The sequence below is a fragment of the Marinomonas profundimaris genome (genome assembly GCF_000508165.1).
Classification (GTDB): domain Bacteria; phylum Pseudomonadota; class Gammaproteobacteria; order Pseudomonadales; family Marinomonadaceae; genus Marinomonas; species Marinomonas profundimaris.
Genome location: NZ_AYOZ01000023.1, coordinates 183920 through 205269, shown reverse-complemented (window position 1 = coordinate 205269; position 21350 = coordinate 183920). Strand labels below are relative to the sequence as shown.

General features: G+C 45.6%; 19 protein-coding genes. 5 read left to right on the top strand and 14 right to left on the bottom strand.

Annotated features, from left to right (window positions below; all coding sequences use genetic code 11):
• Positions 1-147: 147 nt before the first annotated feature.
• The 6 genes from D104_RS30100 to D104_RS30075 form a co-directional block, all read right to left on the bottom strand.
• Positions 148-606 (bottom strand): YehS family protein, encoded by a 459-nt coding sequence (locus D104_RS30100; protein WP_024024367.1) that lies wholly within the window; start codon positions 604-606, stop codon positions 148-150.
• Positions 607-772: 166 nt separating this feature from the next.
• On the bottom strand, positions 773-1834 hold the full coding sequence (locus D104_RS30095) for a class I SAM-dependent methyltransferase (RefSeq protein WP_024024366.1): 1062 nt from the start codon (positions 1832-1834) through the stop codon (positions 773-775).
• On the bottom strand, positions 1824-2432 hold the full coding sequence (locus tag D104_RS30090) for a gamma-glutamylcyclotransferase family protein (RefSeq protein WP_024024365.1): 609 nt from the start codon (positions 2430-2432) through the stop codon (positions 1824-1826). Before D104_RS30090 ends, D104_RS30095 begins: the two co-directional genes overlap by 11 nt.
• Positions 2433-2612: 180 nt before the next feature.
• Positions 2613-4136: a DHA2 family efflux MFS transporter permease subunit gene (locus D104_RS30085; protein ID WP_024024364.1), complete on the bottom strand. Its 1524-nt coding sequence runs from the start codon at positions 4134-4136 to the stop codon at positions 2613-2615.
• A gap of 10 nt (positions 4137-4146) precedes the next feature.
• Positions 4147-5211, bottom strand: a complete 1065-nt coding sequence (locus D104_RS30080; RefSeq protein WP_024024363.1) for an HlyD family secretion protein — start codon at positions 5209-5211, stop codon at positions 4147-4149.
• A 24-nt stretch (positions 5212-5235) separates the two neighbouring features.
• Positions 5236-5661 (bottom strand): MarR family winged helix-turn-helix transcriptional regulator, encoded by a 426-nt coding sequence (locus D104_RS30075; RefSeq protein WP_024024362.1) that lies wholly within the window; start codon positions 5659-5661, stop codon positions 5236-5238.
• Positions 5662-5872: 211 nt separating this feature from the next.
• Here D104_RS30075 and D104_RS30070 point away from each other — a divergent pair, with 211 nt between their 5' ends.
• Positions 5873-6622 carry an SDR family oxidoreductase gene (locus D104_RS30070; RefSeq protein WP_024024361.1) on the top strand — a complete coding sequence of 250 codons (750 nt, stop codon included), beginning with the start codon at positions 5873-5875 and terminating at the stop codon, positions 6620-6622.
• Positions 6623-6653: 31 nt separating this feature from the next.
• Here D104_RS30070 and D104_RS30065 read toward each other — a convergent pair whose 3' ends face one another.
• The 7 genes from D104_RS30065 to pdxR form a co-directional block, all read right to left on the bottom strand.
• Positions 6654-8312 (bottom strand): tannase/feruloyl esterase family alpha/beta hydrolase, encoded by a 1659-nt coding sequence (locus tag D104_RS30065; RefSeq protein WP_024024360.1) that lies wholly within the window; start codon positions 8310-8312, stop codon positions 6654-6656.
• Positions 8313-8491: 179 nt separating this feature from the next.
• Positions 8492-9382: a heme o synthase gene (gene cyoE / locus D104_RS30060; protein ID WP_024024359.1), complete on the bottom strand. Its 891-nt coding sequence runs from the start codon at positions 9380-9382 to the stop codon at positions 8492-8494.
• Between the two features lie 71 nt (positions 9383-9453).
• Positions 9454-9774 (bottom strand): cytochrome o ubiquinol oxidase subunit IV, encoded by a 321-nt coding sequence (gene cyoD, locus D104_RS30055; RefSeq protein ID WP_024024358.1) that lies wholly within the window; start codon positions 9772-9774, stop codon positions 9454-9456.
• Complete coding sequence (cyoC, locus tag D104_RS30050) at positions 9774-10397, bottom strand: cytochrome o ubiquinol oxidase subunit III (protein ID WP_024024357.1); 624 nt, start codon at positions 10395-10397, stop codon at positions 9774-9776. The genes cyoD and cyoC overlap by 1 nt, the downstream gene beginning before the upstream one ends.
• A gap of 2 nt (positions 10398-10399) precedes the next feature.
• The gene (gene cyoB / locus D104_RS30045; RefSeq protein ID WP_024024356.1) at positions 10400-12379 is read right to left on the bottom strand and encodes a cytochrome o ubiquinol oxidase subunit I; all 1980 of its coding nucleotides are present in this window, start codon (positions 12377-12379) and stop codon (positions 10400-10402) included.
• Positions 12379-13431: a ubiquinol oxidase subunit II gene (gene cyoA, locus D104_RS30040; RefSeq protein ID WP_024024355.1), complete on the bottom strand. Its 1053-nt coding sequence runs from the start codon at positions 13429-13431 to the stop codon at positions 12379-12381. The genes cyoB and cyoA overlap by 1 nt, the downstream gene beginning before the upstream one ends.
• Positions 13432-14209: 778 nt before the next feature.
• Positions 14210-15706 (bottom strand): MocR-like pyridoxine biosynthesis transcription factor PdxR, encoded by a 1497-nt coding sequence (gene pdxR / locus D104_RS30035; protein ID WP_024024354.1) that lies wholly within the window; start codon positions 15704-15706, stop codon positions 14210-14212.
• 105 nt (positions 15707-15811) lie between these two features.
• On the opposite strand from pdxR, the gene D104_RS30030 reads away from it, so the two are divergent.
• Both D104_RS30030 and D104_RS30025 read left to right on the top strand, forming a co-directional pair.
• The gene (locus D104_RS30030; protein ID WP_024024353.1) at positions 15812-16459 is read left to right on the top strand and encodes a pyridoxamine 5'-phosphate oxidase family protein; all 648 of its coding nucleotides are present in this window, start codon (positions 15812-15814) and stop codon (positions 16457-16459) included.
• A gap of 347 nt (positions 16460-16806) precedes the next feature.
• Positions 16807-18213 (top strand): alanine/glycine:cation symporter family protein, encoded by a 1407-nt coding sequence (locus tag D104_RS30025; RefSeq protein ID WP_024024352.1) that lies wholly within the window; start codon positions 16807-16809, stop codon positions 18211-18213.
• Positions 18214-18302: 89 nt separating this feature from the next.
• Here D104_RS30025 and D104_RS30020 read toward each other — a convergent pair whose 3' ends face one another.
• A complete protein-coding gene (locus D104_RS30020; protein WP_024024351.1) occupies positions 18303-18518 on the bottom strand; it encodes a DUF2798 domain-containing protein in 216 nt (71 codons plus the stop codon).
• Between the two features lie 195 nt (positions 18519-18713).
• On the opposite strand from D104_RS30020, the gene D104_RS30015 reads away from it, so the two are divergent.
• Positions 18714-19520: a sulfite exporter TauE/SafE family protein gene (locus D104_RS30015; protein WP_024024350.1), complete on the top strand. Its 807-nt coding sequence runs from the start codon at positions 18714-18716 to the stop codon at positions 19518-19520.
• A 188-nt stretch (positions 19521-19708) separates the two neighbouring features.
• Positions 19709-21238, top strand: a complete 1530-nt coding sequence (locus D104_RS30010) for a KAP family P-loop NTPase fold protein (protein ID WP_024024349.1) — start codon at positions 19709-19711, stop codon at positions 21236-21238.
• Positions 21239-21350: the final 112 nt, after the last annotated feature.

The window sequence follows — 21350 nt, the reverse complement described above, 5'->3', positions numbered from 1 at the left end:
TGGGCAGCCAATATCGCAAAGTGCCATTCAATGAAATAGCCACATAGTGCAATCTTTGTACACTGGGTGGAAAGTCATAAAAAAAAGCCGCTACCTAGTCGGCAGCGGCTTTTTATGGAAGCATTGTGGTTCGTAATAACTTAAAAATTATGCTCTAAATTGCTTTTGCAATCCCATCAAGAAGTTACGCAAGATTTGGTCTTTGCATTCGCAATAATGACGGTTGTCTGGTTTGCGGAAGAAGGAGCTTAGCTCATGCTTGCTTAGGTTAAATTCCGCCAATGACATGATGTCTAGAATTTCTTCGGCTTGCAGGTTCAACGCAATGCGCAACTTCATGAATACGGCGTTGTTAGTGAGGCGTTTTTCTGGCACAGGTTGTGGGCCTTCACGCTTACCACGCTTACTGTTGATAAAGCCATTTAGAAACGTGGCCATTTCTACGTCGATCATTTCAACATAGCCAACATCGTCTTCTTTCTTAAGCCAGCTAACCACTTGCTCTTGCGTCGCAACACCGTCAGCAGAAGCAAAAATGTCTACGATGGATAATTCTTTCAGATCAAAAGTGTAGCGAAGGCGGCGCAAGATATCGTTATTGTTCACAGTAAATTCCTAGTGTTAGGGTGCCAGCGCCATCAACATAATGGGCTGTGAGATTCATAAGACTCATTTTAACAGAGTCATTCATGTATTGCCGATATTCTTCAAGAAAGAAAAACGCGCATTCCATCTAAGAACGCGCGTTTCTATATCGACTTTAAACCTGATCTTAGCGCTTTTTCGGCTGGCGTCCGTGGTAGATGGAGAAGCCTTTGTCTCGATTTAAACGAGTATGAGAACCCAGCGCGGCGTCTAGCATCGGCGGGTATCGTAAGAAATCGTTGGCGACCACAAACAGTTCTCCATTCAAGGTGAGGTGTTGTTTCACCGTCATGAAGAAGCTTTCTGCAATGCTGTAGTTGGTGTTCATGCCAGTGTGAAATGGCGGGTTGGTGACAACGTAGTTAAAGCGCCCTTTCACTTCCGCTAAACCATTCGATGCGATCAAGGTAACTGCATCGCTTAGTTGGTTGGCGGCAAACGTCATTTCTGTGGCTTTTAGTGCCAAGACACTGTCGTCCAACGCGGTAATTTTCGCACCGGTTTTGTTGTGCAGCCAAAGAGAGATAATGCCGTCACCACAACCAAAGTCGAGTAAACGCGCACTGGCCACGTCACTCATGAAGCGATGTTGATTCAGTTGGTCTAAGAACAGTTCTGTGCCTTTGTCTAATTTTCCATGACCAAAGACACCAGGCAAGCTGCATAAGGTAAAGCTTTGTCCTGCCACGTCTTGTTTCCACGTCACAATCCAATCTTCAAACACAAACGGTTTCGCAGGACGACGCTTGTAGCCCGTATAAAGCAAACAGTGCTTGGCGCCGTCACGTTTACCGACTTCATCTAACCCGCCTTCTAGGCGCTTCATAGCCGATTTGACGCCGCTTTTATTGTCGCCCACCAGCCAGACTTGGCCACCTTCTTTTAGAAGAGGCAAAACCGCAGCCAGTAAGTAATCGAGTAGTTCTTTGGCTTTGGGTTGATAAATCACGATGTGATCAAAGTCGCTGCCATTTTCAAGTGTCCATTGTGCAGACAAGAACAGTTTTTCATCCGTAAAGCCAACACGTGACAACGCATCATGAATGGTTTTGGATTGGCTCCAAGCATACACATCGGCTTGTTTGCTCAAATCCAGAGGGTACGTGTCTTCTGGGTTGGCGAATAAGATTTTGCCCGTCAGTTCGTCTTCGTTGCGTGCCAGCAATTGGCTCGTCGAGTTAAGGTTCATAAGTTACAGATAGCTCTTTTATAGTAAGGGTGGTTACAGGTGCAAGAAGTCTGTTCAAGCGCTCTGTCTCAAGTTCAGGTTGCACCCTCGGGTATCGAGGGGCTTTTCGGTCATTCAGTAGCGGCGATGTCCAGCCTTGCGTTAGCGTCAGAAAGTCTTGTGTGAATACGTCGCCATACTCTAAGCAACCAGACAAGATCACATCAAGATAGCTCAACGCGATAGGACAATGATGATGCGGTTCAACCACTCCGTCGGTGTGATACACCCAATACGTGCCTTCTGGCAACGGATCATCTTGATACGCGATTAGCTGTTCCGCGGTAATCATGACGCGTTGGTAGCCTTGTTCACGTTCATCAAACAAAGGGAATTGATCGTATGGGACTTCCACCAACACGCCATTACAGGCTTTTTCTGGTGCCGCAATGACCGCTACCGAACTCATGCCATATTCAACCGACATGACGGACCAATGACGTTCAAATCCGTGCAGTTTAACAGGCCATACTTGCCCTGTTTCGCCTGTTTTCGATCGGCTTTCGCCGTTGATTAAGCTTCCATAGCCCAGAATAAAATGTCGTCCTAATGAGCTCATGTCCGCCTCCAGACAAAACCAAGTAACCAAATAATCAGAATGACACGCATGATAACGTGTGGCTTTAGACAGTACTAGCTTATGTCTGCATTGTTCGACAATGACGTGAAAAAGACAGAAAAAATGCCCTGATTTCGCAGGGCATTTTTGTGCAGTTGACGGTGAGAAACGTCAGCAAAGTTAGGATGGTTTTTTCTGTGGTCCTTTAAGCAAGAAAACCAACGGAAGCGCGGCCACGGTGACCCACATCATCAAACGGAAATCTTGTAAGTACGCCAATGTCGCCGCTTGCCCGTTCACCACTTGATTAAGCGCCGATAACCCCGCGGTGGTCGTCGTATTATAAGTTCCCTGCTCTTGGGCAATCTGTAAGCTCAAATTGAACGGGGTAATATAATCCGCAAAAGCCGCGTGATTAATTTGCGTCCGTTGCGCCAAGTACGTTGTGACCACTGAAATCCCGATACTGCTGCCGATGTTTCGCAATAAGCTAAACATCGCCGTGCCTTCGTTACGGTATTTTGGGTCTAACGTCGCAAAGCTGATTGTCGACAAAGGCACAAAAATAAAGCCCAATCCACACCCTTGCACCATGCCGCTGCTAATGATGTCCCACGACGTCACTTCCGTGGTAAACAAGGTCATTTCCCACATTGAATAGGTAATCAGCACCAACCCAAATGTGATGAAATAACGCGCATCAATCCGGTTGGCCAAACGCCCTACGATGATCATCGCGCCCATGGTTCCAAAGCCCCTTGGAGCAAGGATGGCACCGATGTCCACGACAGGATACCCCATCAGTGAACTCATAAAAGGTGGCAACAACGCCATAGAGGATAATAAAATAACGCCCACAATGAAGATAAACACCATACCGACACTGAAATTTCGATCTCGGAACATTTTGGGGTCAATAAACGGGTGTTCGTGCGTAAAAATATGCACCAAGAACATATAGCCGCCGACCACCGCCAGCAAGCATTCGATGGTGACTTCTAAGCTGTCGAACCAGTTTTGCGATTCGCCACGATCCAGCATCATCTGCAAACTGCCAATGGCGACGCCCAGTAAGACAAAACCATACAGGTCGAAACTGCGTTTTTTATCGAGCTTACTTTCTTCTAAGAATCCAGCCAGACCAAGCCACGCGATAATGCCAAATGGCACGTTGATATAAAACACCCAACGCCAGCTGTAATATTCCGTGAGCAAACCGCCAAGATAAGGCCCAAGAATCGGCCCAACCATGACACCAACACCCCACATGGCCATGGCCGACCCATGCTTTTCTTTTGGATAAGTGTCCAACAATACGGATTGCGACAAGGGCACTAAACTCGCACCGAACACCCCTTGCAGCAAACGGAAAAACACAATTTGATCCAATGACTGCGCCGCACCACACAAAATAGACGACACCGTAAAGCCGACAATTGACCACATGAATAAACGCTTGCGACCCACTTTCGCGGCGATGATGCCGGTCAGCGGCATACAAATTGCCGCCGCCACAATGTACGACGTCAACACCCAAGAGATTTGATCTTGAGTCGTGCCCATCGCCCCCTTCATATGAGGCAGTGCTACGTTGGCAATCGTGGTGTCCAGTGCTTGCATGATGGTCGCCAACATCACCGACACAGTGATCATGATGCGATTGGTGCTAGCGTCCTTTTCTTGTACGCCTTGCGTAAGAGCCATACCTATCGCCTCAGAATGCTAAACCGAACAAACGGCGATGATGCTCTGTGTCTATGGTGACATTGGAACTAAAGCCTGCACGTAATATCGGTGAGCTTTGATCACGATCAACGAGAATTTTGACAGACAAACGCTGGGCGATTTTGACCCAGTTCCCCGTCGCGTTTTCAGCTGGAATGACCGAAAATTTAGAGCCTGTCGCAGGGCTAATACTTTCGACCTTGCCGATTAACGTCACGTCAGGATACGCGTCCACTTCAATCTCTACCGCTTGCCCAGGTTTCACATTCGCCAAATCTTTTTCGGTAAAATTCGCTTCAATCCAAGGCTGATCATCCGACACCAACACCATCGTCGTCGTTCCTGCGGTAACATATTCGCCATTATTTGGCACTTTCGCTACCACACCAGAAGCCGGTGCTCTGACGTCCACATGACCAAGATTAATACGTGCTTGATCTAATGCTGTTTGAGCCGATTGGTAACTTGGATGATCTTCAAGCGGTGAGCTCGGATCACCACCAAGCGCTTCTTTTAAACGAAACAAGTCTTTCTTCAATGTCGCAACGCTCAGCTCACTGACTTGTGCAGCTTGTCGTGCTTGGTCGAACTGCGTGTCCGAAATGAATTTTTGCTTCAATAAGTTGGCTTGGCGTTTCTCTTCTCGTTGATTAAACGCGTACTCGTTTTCGGCTTGCTTGATTTCGGCTTTTTTCTCTTCGTAAGCCGCTTTCTGCTCCAATATGTCCAAGCGAACTTGTTGCAATTGCGCTTTGGCTTTGGCCTCTGCAATTTTGAACGATGCGGCGTCTATGCTAAACAGCAACTGGCCTTCGTTTACTTTTTCATTCTCTTTGACTGAAATAGATTTGATCGCACCAGATACTTCCGCGTTAATCGACGTAATATCTGACTGAACATACGCGTTGTCGGTTTCCACATAACGGCCGCCTTTCATATAAATAAAGACAGAAGCCAAGACCACCACAACGGGTAATGCCACCAATAAAACACGGCGCGTTTTGCGCTTTTCAACATGCTTTGGCAATGTTGGATTAGTGTCTTGCTCACTCATAACAGGTGTTTCTCCAGATAAATTCTACAGTGTCGAATCATTTGATAAGTTGGTATGCATGGCGGTTAACGCTTCCATAGCCGCCTTAATTTGCTCATCCGTTAAGCCGTGCAGCGCCTTCTTGCGAACGCGCTCTATCTCTGTGTCGATTTCTTTCAAGCTAGGGGCCGCTTCTGGCGTTAAAAACAAACCATAAGCTCGACGATCCTTTGGGTCAGGTCGACGTTCAACTAAATTATCCGACGCGAGTTGATCGATAAGACGGGCTAGCGTGATGGGCTGAATTTCGAGCATTTCTGCCAAGTCCACCTGACGAATACCTTCACAGCGAGAGACAAAAACCAGCGCTCTTGCTTGCATCGGTGTCATCGTCAAATGGCTTTTTAAATATTCCCGACGCATTAGCCGCTTAATGTCCGTTAGTAGAAAACCTAGATTATTTATTTGCATTCCAATCACCAAAATTAATACCGTATGATTATTATATACCTTACTTACTATATACAATGCACTGACTCCAATGTGTCAGATGCTTCCTTATTCGACCTATAATGCGCACTGAGTTTTCCTTAATTGAGCGCCCTATTCTTCTCATCTGGTTTTCGAATCTTATGCACCGTATTCTGTAACACTGTGTATTTGTACATTAAGGGAAGACAGAATGAGCAAACCTATTTTATTAATCACGGGTGGCGGACGCGGCATTGGTGCCGCCACTGCAAAACGGGCCGCAGAACAGGGCTATCACGTGGTGATTAATTACAAAACTGACGCCACGTCAGCAAATAAAGTCGTTGCAGACATTGTGGCGTCTGGTGACTTGGCCGATTGCGTACAAGCTGACATAAGCGATGTCGAGCAAGTCGCCCAGATGTTTTCTTTTATTCGAAAGAAATGGGGGAAAATTCAGGCATTGGTCAATAATGCAGGCGTGCTAGAGCATCAAATGCGCTTTACCGACACCACGCCAGCGCGCTGGCAACGCATTTTTCAAACCAATGTTTTTGGCACCATGCAATGTTGCCAAGAAGCCTTTCAAGACATGGCCATCAGCCGAGGCGGTCAAGGAGGTGCAATCGTCAACGTGTCGTCGCTTGCCTCTGTTTATGGTTCTCCGAATGAGTATGTGGATTACGCGGCGAGCAAAGGCGCGGTCGATTCTTTTTCGAAAGGGTTTGCGCTAGAAGTGGCGGGGGATGGCATTCGCGTGAATGTGGTTCGACCAGGATTGATTTATACCGATATGCACGCTGATGGCGGCGAAGCAGAACGCGTAGACCGCATCGGACCAACGCTGCCATTACAACGTGGCGGCAAACCAGAAGAAGTCGCTGAAGCCATCCTGTGGCTACTCAGCGACAAATCCAGTTATAGCACGGGTGGTTTTATTGACGTGGGTGGTGGCCGCTAGCCATTCACCCTGAGCCAACGCTGGCACGCCGTTACTTAATGATCACACAACGGAACGACGTCGCTTTCAGAAGATCGCCAGTATGGTATTTAGCGAAAGCGGGATAAGGGCACAATGGACGAGCCAATCCCGCCATTCTCGCCGTAATCTCTGGGTTATCTTTGCGTGTTTTCGCAATCACCGCATGCGGTGCTTTGTCTTTTTCTACCCAAGTAATCAAAGGCTGGAGCATATCAAACTCATCCGCTGATGGACCGCCCTGACCATGCGGCATGCCTGGCACTCGATAGAAGCGAACAAACTCCGATGCTTTTCCTTCCAACATAAAGTCTAAGAAGTCGTACCAACGCATGGTGTCTTTAACAGAAAAAGCCGGGTCGCTGTTGCCGTGGAAAATCATCATTTTCCCACCCTGCTGTTTGAATTCTGTCAGCATTGGCTTTGCCGCATCTGGTGGTGTCATGATCGACATGGCGGACTCTTTAAATTGCTTGTTCGTCGCATAGATTTTAGGCGCGTCTTTATCGAAATCAAACGCCAATAAGTACTTCTCAAGCGAATAGGTGTCACCGGCAACGTTGGTATAAGGCGTGGTGAAAATGTGTGCGAGTGACGCGGCGCCCATGACCATGCTAATAGGCTTATTGTTCCAAGCAGAAATTGGGCTTTCTATTTTCCACATGCGCCAATTATTGGAACGAATGCCAGCGTCGTATTCCCAGCTGGTGTAGAGCGATTGATTTTTAGAGTTATGCGGGCCTTTGTGCATTCGAATCAAAGCGGCCACCTTGTTAAGTGGCAAACAATCGCGATCAAAATTGCTTCTGCAAACCAAGGCTTTCGGCTTGAAGACACGCTGACACGCCTCTGTCGCAAAGATCATGTCGTCATTAATGCCGTCTAAGGCGTCACACTGATCCAATATGTTTTTTGCAAAAACATCCAAATCACGCTGAGTTAATGATTGACTGATATTGTCACTGACACGATGCAAGGCTTGAGCGTCCCACGCATGTTGCAACGCGGCTTTCGGTAAATTGAAGCCTGGGTAACCAACCAGCAAACCGTCAAACATGGTAGGGAAACGAGTCGCGGCAACCATGGCCATGCGGCCACCATTCGACTGACCAAGACCGTAGGAATATTTGATTGGGGATTCGTAGTAGCTTTCAACCAAAGTACGAGCGACCGGGTTTAACTTCTCCACAGCACTGTAGCCATAATCGCGGCGAGCTTCTGGATCATGGCCAAACATTACAGGACTCGCAAGCCCTGCTTCTGGATTGGCTAACGCATCATGGCCGCCATTGCTAGACACCACGGCAAAACCTTGGTTAATGGCATATTGAGAGCTCGTTAACCCAGTTACCGCGCCCAATGCCGGCTTGACTTCGCCATCGTTGCCGCCATTAAACTGATAAGCAAAACGGCCTTGCCAAAAGTTGGGCAGACGCAGTTCAAACTGGATCGAATAGAACTTGCTCCCCACCCCCATTCGCTGTGACATAACGCCCGACACCAAACAATATGGACTTCTTACATCCTTGTCTCTGCCCATCATGGTGGTTTTAATTTCTACGTTCTGAGGCGCTTTTGTGACTAACGTTTGGCAATTAACAGCATAAACCGAGTTGCTGCCTAATAATAACAGTGCCAACGTGGGTGCTATGTAGGTGAAAAGCGCTTTCATTCACATCGTCCTTTTTGATTGTAGAAGCAGACCCAAAACGTATTCCTCACAATGCAGGAAATATTTTTAAATATCAGTCTCATTGAGTAGGCTTCAAAATAACCAATAATGAGGAAAATAGAAAGTTACAGAGGAAGGAAATAAAAAACGGGCTAAAAGCCCGTTTTGTAAAGCATGAATTAATGAGCGCTAAACACCACTAAATTGGGTGAGACATCATTAAAATCCAATGCCATGGTCACACTTAATGCCGTAACAGTGATAATAGAAAAGAAGAACACTTGTCGTGCCCATCCATTCAGATCAATACCCGGACGGTAACCGCGCAATGCCATTGCTAACCACCAAAGGCTGGTAGCTAATGCAACCACCATAAAACCAATTCCCACATATCCGGTCAGCGGTAAAAGCGCTGCCACCACTGCAAAAGCGGCGATGTGAAGAATAATATGGCGTTTTGCTTTTGCGATACCTTGTGACACTGGCAAAACAGGAATCCCTGCCGCTTCGTAATCTTTGTAGCGAAAGATGGCAATCGCGTACGAATGTGGCATTTGCCAAATACAAAACATAGTTAACAAAATAGCAGCACCAGCATCAAACTGGCCCGCCGCCGCACAATACCCCACAACAGGAGGAACAGCACCTGATAAACTACCGACAAACGTGCCGTAAACGGACTTACGCTTGAAGTGCAATGTATACAAGCCGACGTACACTACATAACCAAACACCGCGAAAGCAACCGCGACCCAGTTTGTAAAGTACGACAGTAAAGCCAAACCAATTACACCTAATACAACGCCATGGAAGAATGCCGCTTTACCTGACATTTCACCATTTACCGTCACACGGTTACGTGTACGCTGCATTTTCGCATCAATATCTCTATCAATATAGTTATTAATGGCACAGCCAGAAGCAACCACCAACGACAAGCCGATCACTGTCGCTAGCATAAGGATCCAGTCAATCTCGCCACGGGAGGCTAAAAAGAAGCCCCCCGCAACAGAGATGAGGTTACCCATAATGATGCCAGGCTTTGTCACCTGAAGATAACGCTTAAACATCTTTACAGGCTCCCGTCGGACACACATTACTTGTAATGAAAGAAGTCCGCATAATCATCAAATAACTCTGCTTACATCATCATTGCGTTGGAAGCGTAGATAATCCAAACGGATAACGCGACAACCATCACAATAATTACGGCAGAGAATATGAATGAATAAGTATCCAACTTACCTTGTTCAGAGAAGTCCAAATGAAGGAAATACTTCAAATGAACAAAAATCTGAACAATGGCTAACAATACGATTGTTATGTAAGTTGGACCCTTATCGAACGCTTCCGTCATTACCATCCAGAATGGAATACCAGTCAAAATAACAGACCAGATAAAACCAACCAAGTAAGACTTCACGCTACCGTGTGAATGCGCTTCAGAAGAATGATCGCTCATTAGATCGCCCCCATCAGATAAACAACGGTGAAAACACAGATCCAGATTATATCCAAAAAGTGCCAGAACAAGCTTAGACAAGCCAGACGAGTCAATGATCGACCAGTCAACCCTGTCATCATGATTTCAACAGCTAAAATAACCATCCAAATCAAACCTGCTGTAACGTGCAATCCATGCAAGCCAACAAGACTAAAAAACGCTGACAAGAAAGCGCTAGCTTGAGGGCCATTGCCGTTATGGATCAGATGCTGAAACTCATATATTTCTAGGGCTATAAACACGCCACCAAAAATAAAGGTCGCCAGCAACCACATTAACGTACCAGAACGGTTTTTGTTATGAGCACAAATCATTGCAAAACCGAATGTGATACTTGAAACAAGTAGCGCAGCCGTGCCCGCAAGGATTAACTCAAGATCAAAAATATCTTTACCGGAGACACCACCTGCTGTGTTCATAAAGAGCACAGCGTAGGTAGCGAAGACAGATGCAAACAACAAGCAGTCTGTCATTAGGTACAGCCAGAACCCAAATACAGTGTTTCCACCTGTATCATGGTGTTCGTCGTGATGTGCACCAGCTTCGTGAGCGTCGTGCGTATTCATATGTGTAGTGCTCATGATTACCCCTTAGCCACGTTATCTAGATGCTCATTTTCGATCTGAGCGATTTCATCAGGCTGTACATAGTAATCAACATCAGAGGTGTAGGCACGGGCAATAAATGTCACGATAGAGCCTACTAGACCAACGATTGCCAGCCACCAAATATGCCAGATCATTGCAAAACCGAATGCCGTAATAAGTGCACCAATGATGATACCCGCCTTAGTATTCTTAGGCATATGGATAGGCGCATAGCTTTCTTTACGAACGTAAGCCGTACCTTTTTCTTTCATATCCGTGAAAGCATCGATATCAGATACAACTGGTAGCTCTGCAAAGTTGTAGTACTGCGGCGGAGAAGCCGTAGACCACTCAAGCGTATGACCATTCCATGGATCACCAGTAGTGTCCAAGTTTTGTGCACGGTCACGGAAGCTTACGTATAGCTGTAGGAACTGACAGATAATCCCCGCCAAGATAACCAGTGCACCAACAAGAGCGATGTACAACCAGATGTTCCAATCAGGATTATCTGTATGGTTTAGACGGCGAGTCATACCCAAGAAGCCCAATACATAAAGAGGCATGAAGGCTAGGAAGAAACCAACTAACCAACACCAGAAAGCCGCTTTACCAAGCTTAACGTTAAGATGGAAGCCCATCGCTTTAGGGAACCAGAAAGCAAAACCAGCTAGATAACCAAATACCGCACCACCAATGATGGTGTTATGGAAATGGGCAATCAAGAACAAGCTGTTATGCAATACATAGTTAGCACCAGGTACAGCAAGAAGTACACCTGTCATACCACCTACGGTGAAAGTCACCATGAAACCAAGTGTCCAAAGAACCGGAACAGTCACACGAAGGCGACCACGGTACATAGTGAACAACCAGTTAAATAGTTTCACACCAGTCGGTACAGCGATGATCATTGTCATCACACCAAAGAAGGCATTTACGTTCGCACTTGAACCCATGGTAAAGAAATGGTGAAGCCATACGATGAAACCAAGAATGGAAATCGAAGCTGTCGCCCAAACCATAGATTTGTAGCCGAACAAACGCTTACCAGTAAAGGTAGACACAATTTCAGAGAATATACCAAATGCTGGAAGAACAAGGATGTACACCTCAGGGTGACCCCATGCCCAGAACAAGTTGATATACATCATTGAGTTACCGCCGCCATCATTCGTAAAGAAGTGGAAATCTAGGTAACGGTCAAGCGTCAACATTGCCAGTACAGCAGTCAAAATTGGGAAGGATGCAGCGATCAAAATATTGGCCCAAGTACAGGTCCAAGTAAAGATCGGCATATCCATCAATTTCATACCAGGTGTACGCATTTTAAACACAGTCGCCAAGAAGTTAACTGCGGTTAATGTCGTACCAATACCTGATATCTGCAATGCCCAAATATAATAGTCGACCCCTACACCTGGACTGTATTCCAACCCTGATAAAGGTGGATAAGCCACCCAACCAGTTTTAGCAAATTCGCCAAGGCCTAAGGAAATATTCACCAATACCGCACCAGAAACAGCTAGCCAAAAACTTAAGTTGTTTAGGAACGGAAAAGCCACGTCACGAGCACCAATCTGTAGCGGCACAACAATGTTCATCAGACCTATCATAAATGGCATTGCCATAAAGATGATCATAATGACACCGTGAGCCGTAAAAATTTGGTCATAGTGGCTTGGAGGTAAATAGCCAGGGTCACCGCTCGTTGCAAGCGCGAGCTGCAAACGCATCATAATGGCATCCGCGAAACCACGAATAAGCATTACCAATGCTAGAACGATATACATGATACCCAGTTTTTTATGGTCAACAGACGTTAACCAGTCATTCCAGAGTACACCAAGCAATTTGTGCTTAATAAGTAGGAAAGCAAGTACACAACCAGCGATCGCAACGACACACAATGTGCCGATAACAATCGGGTCGTACGGAAGAGCGTCCCACGATAGTTTGCCTAAGAGTGCAGACATTATTTTTCAGCCTCCGTATGCATATCATCCGATGAGTGTTCAGACGACTCATGATTCATTTCGTCATGATTCATTTCTTCGCCATGTTCCATATCACCATGACTCATATTGTCGTGAATCATTTGAGAATCGAACGTCGTGCCTTTTAAAAGCTCAACTTTGCCGTGATCTTTCATGAACTTCATTACATTGTCCATGAAAACGCCTGACTCAATTGAGTTGTAGTACTGAACTGGCGTCGGCTCATGAGTATGATGAGGATCTGGATCATATTCAGCTAGCGATTCATAGGAAGTCTGGTTCAATATGCCATTATTAATTGCACCAGGAATTGACCCAGCTTTTACACCTTCAACCCAAGCGTCAAAATCCGCTTCAGTTGGTGTAGCAATAGCATTGAACTTCATACCAGTGAAACCAGCACCACTGTAGTTTGCAGAGATACCTTTGAACGTACCAGGTTCGTTTGCAATCAAGTGAAGCTTCGTCACCATGCCAGCCATTGAGTAAATTTGGCTACCCAATTGAGGAATGAAGAACGAGTTCATCGTGCCTTCTGAAGAAATCTTGAAAGCAACAGGAACGTTTGCTGGAAATCTCAGCTCGTTCACAGAAGCAATACCTAGATCTGGATAGATAAACAACCACTTCCAGTTCATAGAAACGACCTGAACATTGATGTGGTCTTTCTCAGACTTCAAAGGCTTGTAAGGATCTAGAGCGTGTGTTGATTTCCAAGTAATCACGCCAAGAATGATGACGATGATGACTGGAATAGCCCAGACGATAGTTTCAATTTTAGTGGAGTGCGACCATTTTGGTTCGTAGATCTCATCACGACCTTCACGATATTTCCAAGCGAAATAAAGTGTCATGAAAATCACAGGAATCACGACAAGAAGCATCAACAAAGTAGCAACAATAATTAGTTGCTTCTCTTCAATACCAACTTGCCCTTTAGGATCGAGCACACCACCCTGACAACCGGCGAGCAAGCCCACCATTAGCGCCAAAGCGACTTTACTAAGGATACGAGTTAACAAGAGAATCATCCTCTAACCCCGAGGTTCACAAAACTGCCACTTGAACATCAAGCAACAGAACGAAAATCCGGCACATGCCGGGTATTTCAGTAAAGATCACCACACTGAAAACAGTACAAAGACCATTACCTAGTTAAGAGTATTAACGCAGCAATGACTTATTTGGATCACCTAAATCTGAAAAAGGGAGCTCTACATCTGTTCGCGCTTTGTGCCTCAGCACAACGGGAATGCTCATTAGGAGCATCAGCACGAAATAAAAAGACGGCCAATTTCTGGCGAGCAGGGTTGTTATTTGTCATAACGGACAAATAACTAACCAACAATAGGGAGATAAAAACGAGACTTAAAAGAAGCCCCGAATTAAGAATAGGGTCGATCTTGATAACAGAGTGATTATCAACAGAGGAAGAGAGTAAGAACATAAACACAAAGAAGCTAAAAACCAAGCAAGACACGGCAAGAGCGGAGCGCAAAAAGGCCGCCAAAACGCTGGATAACGAATGCATGTATAAATGCAGAATGTCTTGAAATCTGTTCAATTTATTCATCCGATCCATAAAAACTAAAAGGAAAATGCCGTTTTTACTCGCTTCACACGAATTTAAGTGTGCGGAATATATCAAAATTTAGACAATCGCACAAAGTCTAGTTTAGTCTTTGTTCTTGATTGCTACACGGTCTTTTCATAAAAAATTACAATCTAAGTACGAAAAATTCCGACCATTTCAACGTAATGAGTGAGATTAGCACTCTTTCAAGACAAATTCCTTACAATTTGTAAGTCTTATAAAGGTTCAAAAGTCGTTATGAACCAATTTTTTAACGCTAGAATGATCTCTTTCATCTGCTTTTCATTCGGTCCACTGAAGCCCAGTAAGAAGCCAAAACGCCCCGATTTCCGTTGTTCATACGCATAATGTACAGACAGAGGAGACAGTAAAATACCGTCCTGTAAAACCTCTTGCGCCATCTTCTGATCCAAACCATTTTCAGCGTGAATCTTAACTATAAATTCTGGCTTTATCTCAATCAATACATGCATGCCGCCTCGCGGTTTTTTCCAATCGAACCAATCGGATAAATGCATTTCCAACAGAATCAACAGCGCATCACGCTTGAGCCGATAATGCCGACGCATGCGATTCATATGACGATCAAAATGCCCTTGCAGCATAAAATCCGCCACCGCTGGCTGTATTGGTAAAGACGCCGAAGACCCTAACGTACGTTGGCTTTGCTGCAAGATCGTCACATGCGCGATGGGCGCGACAATGAACCCCAACCTTAAACCACGAAACAGCACCTTAGAAAAACTGCCGATAAAAAACACACGGTCTTTGGCATGATCATGCACACTGGCGGTTTGCATAAACGGCACATTGCTCCGGCCTTGATACACAAACTCGTTATCGTAATCGTCTTCAACCAGCCACCAGCGAGCATTTTTCTTCTGCATCGCTTGCAGCCATTGATGACGTCGAGCCGCACTGATACTCACACCAAGTGGGTATTGTCGATTTGGTGTCATTACCGCCACATTTGCAACATGATCACTGTCGGGCAAACACGCGCCTTCATCGTCAATCTGCAGCGTACCGGTTTGTTCATGAGAACGAATTGCCTCACGGATAGGGGGATACGTTGGCTCTTCTAACCACCATTTTATCGAATGTGGATCCGCGTGATGCATTGACGCCAACGCATGCTGCAACAAGAGCAATGAATCTCGACTGCCTGCCGTCACAATAATTTGCTCTGTCGTACATTCCAGCCCTCGCACACGATACAAATAATCCACAATGGCTTCTTTTAACGCCGGATAGCCAGTGACATAACCACCTTGCAAAACGGTTAAATCTGGCTTCAGCCAACTTCGGCGCATGCTCGTCGCCCATTCTTTAGTGGGAAACGCACTCACATCCACACCAGAGTCGAACTTCAAAAACGCGGGTGTTTTATTTTTCGATGAAATGGGCGAAGCCGATGAAGAAGATACAAAACGGGTAGAACGGCGGCTAAGCATAGGCAAGGCCGCAACAAACACGCCGCGTTTTTCCTCGCTTGTCAAAATACCTTCCGCAATCAGCTGTTCATACGCTCGCGACGTCGTGCTCCGAGACACACCCAGCGACTCGGCCAATAAACGAGAAGAGGGCAGTTTATCGCCAACCGATAATTCACCGGACACAATACCTTGCTGAATTTGCGCCATAAGCTGTTGGTAATAGGGCGCACCACTTTCATCTAACGAAAAACGCACACTGCCGATGGCATACTTCATAACTGGCCTGCTTTTTAATCTTGATTCTGGCTATTTTTAAAGAAGCCAGATTTCTCTAATCTTTCGTTATATAGACCCCAACCAACAATGACAAGGATTTAGAGCATGAGCGATTCCCTCGAAACACCGTTAAGCAAAGTAAAGCGTGGGCCCAATCGCGCCCAATACGACAAAGAAACCGCGTTCAATATCATAGATTCCGCCTTGATGTGTCATGTTGGTCAAACCAAAAACGGCCAAGTGTTCGTTACGCCAACCTGTCATTGGCGTGAAGGGGATTATTTCTACTGGCATGCGCATTCCAAAGCGCGGAACGTCAAAGGGCCAATCGACGAACCAGAGAAGGTTTGCATTAATATTTCACAGCTCGATGGGTTGGTCATGGCGCGTTCTGCAATGCATCACTCAGTCAATTATCGCTCAGTAACGTTATTTGGCGTTCCTGAATTGATCGACGAGAAAGAAGAGAAAGTGCGTCAATTTAAAGTTTTCTTAGACAAGGTCAGCCCTGGTCGCTGGGAAACCTTACGTCCTGTCAGTGATATCGAGATAAAAGCCACAGGTTTGGTGCGGATCAAAATTGAAGAAGCGTCGATAAAGATGCGAGCCGAGCCGCCAATAGATGACCCAGAAGACATCGATTGGCCAGTGTGGGCCGGTGTTATACCGTTAGAAAAAAAATGGGCCGACGCAGAGCAAGATCCGATTCAAACCGAAGCGTATGCGTTGCCCATTAACCCAAATGCGTCTTGACCTATCATCAAGCCATTGTATTTCTTAATAAAAGACTAATCTGTTAACGCCGAGTTCGATTCTTCTGTTGCCTCCATCGAACTCGGCGCTTATCGCACTCATTTCTAGCAAAATGAAGAAAATCCACCGAAAAAGCCAACAAACCCACTTTTCATGCATCTAAATTGCATAATTTATGCACCTTTTGCGTGCATTTCTTCTTGCGCTTTTTATTGAAATCGCTACTCTTGCACCTTTTTTGCGCACCAGCGCATTCTTGAGACGACTTTTTCATACAAAATGCAGCGCTTGCATTTACCCCTCGCACCATAAAACGATAACTTTATCGCATAACGGGAGTGCCCTAAATGGCAGCCATCATTGATTTTTTGAATACGATTTTCTGGGGTTATATCCTCATCTACGGCCTATTGGCGGTTGGGGTATATTTCACACTGCGTCTGGGTTTTATACAAATCCGTCGCTTCCCAGAATTCATCCGTACGGTTCTAAAAGCACCACAATCCGACCGTGGTGGTATCTCTCCTTTCCAAGCGCTTTGTACTAGCCTTGCTTCTCGCGTCGGCACCGGCAACATGACCGGTGTTGCCGTCGCGTTGTTTTTGGGTGGTCCTGGTGCCATTTTTTGGATGTGGGTGGTGGCCGTCATTGGCATGGCGACGGCTTACGCAGAAAGCACACTGGCACAGCTTTATAAAGTACGTGACCAAAACGGTCAGTTGCGTGGTGGTCCAGCGTTTTACATCAGCAAAGGTCTAAAAGCCCCTTGGGCTGGCGCGGTCTTCTCGCTGGCGCTTATTTTAGCGTTTGGCTTGGTGTTCAATGCGGTACAAGCCAATTCGATTGCCGGCGCAATGGAAGGCGCGTTTGGTGTGGATACCAACGTAACAGGCTTGGTCATCATGGTATTAGCGGCGATTGTTATTTTCGGCGGCATCAAGAAAATTGCACGCTTTGCCGAAATCGTCGTGCCATTTATGGCGGTATTGTATCTTGTGGTCGCGTTATACGTGATTTTCATGAATATCGACGAAGTGCCTGCGGCGTTCGCGTTAATCTTTAAAAGCGCATTTGGTATCGAACAAGCCGCTGGCGGTGTATTAGGCGCGATGCTAAACGGTATTAAACGTGGTTTGTTCTCGAACGAAGCGGGCATGGGATCGGCGCCAAACATCGCCGCGGTTGCGACCCCGAACCCTCATCACCCAGCGTCACAGGGCATGGTTCAATCATTGGGCGTGTTTATTGACACCATCCTAATTTGTACCGCAACCGCCTTGATGATTCTGCTTTCTGGTGCATTAGGAAACGGCCAAACCGGCATTGCCTTAACACAAACCGCGTTAACGACTCACATCGGCAGCGCAGGACAATACTTCGTTGCGATCGCGATCTTCTTCTTCGCATTCACCTCCATTATTGGTAACTACAGCTACGCAGAAAACGCGCTAACCTACCTAAAATGGGCGAACAAACCGGGGATTTTCATTCTTCGTATCTTGGCGTTGGCGATGATCCCGTGGGGCGCGTACGAAAGTGTCGCCATGGTGTTCAATGCAGCAGACGCCGCGATGGGCTTAATGGCAACCATTAACCTGATTGCGATCATGATGCTGTCGGGTACCGTAGTGAAGTTAACCAAAGATTACTTTGCTCAGCTTAAGACACATACACCAGTGTTCAACTCAGACGACTACCCAGAAGTGCGAGATGACATCGACCTAACCGTGTGGGACGAAAAACCTAACAAATAAGCGTTTTTAGCTCTCACTCGAATTAAACCCAATAAAAAACCGCTCACACGATGAGCGGTTTTTTTTCATTTCAACATTGTCTAGCGAACTTACATTCGATCAACAATTTTTTGCGCTAGCTTATGCAAAAACGGCCCAGCAATAAACGCAACAAGACCCGCCACAGGCCAAGCAAGAAACCACGCATGCATCCAAAAGGACACAAAATCTGGCGCCAAGCCAATGTTCAAATACGTAATCCACGCCGACATAATAAGCGTTAACGTAAACGACATGAGCAGAGCAAAAATGAATCTGTGTTTCACGTAACCCTCCTATATATCAGTTTTCTTTAATATGAGATTAGCAAACATTCTCTGCGAAAATACAGCGGTATTTTTCATCGCCATCCATTAGTATTAAAAAAATCGAATTTAGTGACAGCTCAGCTTAAAATCGATGTTTTGGTTACACTAACCAAAACATCAATAGACGTACATTAAGACTTTCAAAGGACGATCATGGAACACTTACTCTGGTGGCAATACGCCCTCATCGGCGCCATTTTTATTTGGAGCGGTTTTGTCCGCAGTGGTCTAGGATTTGGCGGCGCCGTGCTCGCCTTACCGTTCCTGTTATTAGTGAAAAACGACCCATTATTATTCCTGCCAATCATTTCCGTGCATTTACTCGTGTTTTCGAGCTGGATTGCATGGCAAGGTGCGAAAAAGACCAAACAGCAAGCCATTCTCGCCGCAGAACGAGGCGAAGCACCGAAAGAAGAGCAGGGCAACATTGCATGGGGTTACTTGAAAAAAGCCCTCGGCATCATGATAGTGCCGAAATTGATCGGCGTATTTGGCTTATTAACCTTACCCGGCAACATCGTCACTGGAGTGATTTTTGTCATCGTCGCGATCTTTGCCGTGTCTTACATTCTTAACAAACCGTTTTACACCAACAACAAATTCCTCGACACAATTTTCCTCATGCTCGGCGGCTACGTCAGCGGCACCTCATTAATCGGCGCACCGCTTATCGTCTCCGTCTTCGCCACCAAAGTGCCACGCCATCAACTGCGCGATACCTTATTTGTACTCTGGTTTATCCTAGTGATGATCAAAATGATCTCCTTCCTCATCGCCGGCATCGACCTACAACTTATCCACCAACTTTGGTTACTGCCTTGCGCTTTACTAGGTCACGTCTTTGGGCAAAAGCTCCACAACCGCATCCAAAAAGCCGAAACACCCGTCTTCTTCCAATTCATCGGCTGGGCGTTACTCATCGTCTGCGGCTTTGGTATGTATTCAACGTTTATGCTTTGAGGTTTTTCACTCGCCTTTAATACAGCCACTCGCAGTGTGCTCAGTCTCTCACAGTTAACTCAGCCACAAGATCAACTCTCGCTCCGGCGCTAAAGCGCAAACATCCGCGAGATGTTGATCTGGTGACAGCTAGGCGTTTATTTTGTGATATAGACTATTATTAGATTTATTAAACAAAGGAATGCCCTATGAGCGATACAGATACAGAAGCCTTTGCCAAATGCGCGACAGGGAATAAACGAAAAGAGCTCGCGGAGCGTTTTACTCAATACCTAAAAAGCCGCGACACAAACGACAATGCATACGTCGTAAACCTAAACGGGGCATGGGGAACAGGGAAAACTTACTTTGTTACCGAATGGAAAAAACTGGTCGAAGACAAAGGCCACATAGCCATCAAGATAGATGCTTGGGAATCGGATTATTTAAATGATCCACTCGCCATCATCATCGCTGAACTGCTTGAGCAGATAAAGTTAAACATCAAAGACCATAACCCTAAATTTCGAAATGCAGAAAGAAACGTCGCCAGCGCCATATTTAATATGGGCAAAAGCATTCTTCCAATTGGGTCAAAGGTTGTAGGCAAACACCTTCTCGGAGAAGCAGCAACAAACGAAATACTCGACCTAATTGCAGCCGCTACAGGTTCCGTGACCAATCATAAAGCCTTAAAAGACGACTTGAATATGGGCGATTTAGGGTTGGAAGTTGCCAATCAACACAAACGACATAAGCAATTCACCCAAGACTTCAGAAAGCAAGCACGCGAACTTGTCGACTTCGCCCTTGAGAACAATCCTAACAAACAAGTATTCATCTTCATTGATGAACTGGATCGATGCCGCCCAACCTACGCCATCGAAATGCTAGAAACAGTAAAACACCTATTCGACATACCAAACTTCATCTTTGTCTTATCCACCGACACCAACCAATTGCAGCATTCCATCAAAGCCGTTTACGGCCATAGTTTTGATTCTCATGAATACCTAAGCCGCTTCTTTGAGCAACGCTTTACGCTTCCAGAATTGGATTATTTTGAATTTCTAACCGCTGAAAAAATATTTGAAATAGAAGATTTTAAGGCACTTCCAACATTACCTGCGATTAGTTCAGCAGAAGAGTTAAGAGCCGCTGTGGCTCTGATCTGTGAACAGAACAAGCACCACCTATCACTACGAAGAGTGAAGCAAATCTGCGTGCAACTAGAAGTCATAATTGATTCAAAAGAATTACGAGAAAATGCCTACCCAATCCTTACCTTAATTGGGCTTGTTTTCGGAAATGCATTATATGGTGGAAGGCAAATGCCTGAACTTCCCATAGACAAAGCACGGCTTGCGTTAAAGCGTTCTGTAAATACGAGCCAGCCATCTGTTATTTTTAACCCATTTAATGTTCTTAACATATATTCACGGCAAAACGATTCAATACAAAGCACTATATCTGCTGAAAATTTAATTAGTAATTGTTTAGGAGCTCTAGTCTTACAACAAAAGGAACAAACACTTAAGAACTCTCAGTTTGGGGATAGGAACAATAGCTGTGAATTTATAAATAAACAATTAAGCATTTTATATATCAAGCCAACCAGTCTATTTGTTAGATGCGGTGATATATCTCGTGAATTTAATAACAAGATCATTGCTGACGAGCAAGAGCTTCTACAAATCATTGAAAATTTAGACATACAAGTCGGTGTAATCGAAAAATAGCTAGTAGCAACAAAGACCAACGCCGAGTGGATGTTCTCGCTTTAGCGCCGTAACGAGGCGTTGGTCTTTGTTGCGGGTTCACCGATGAACGTCCTTTTGATAAGCACGGCTG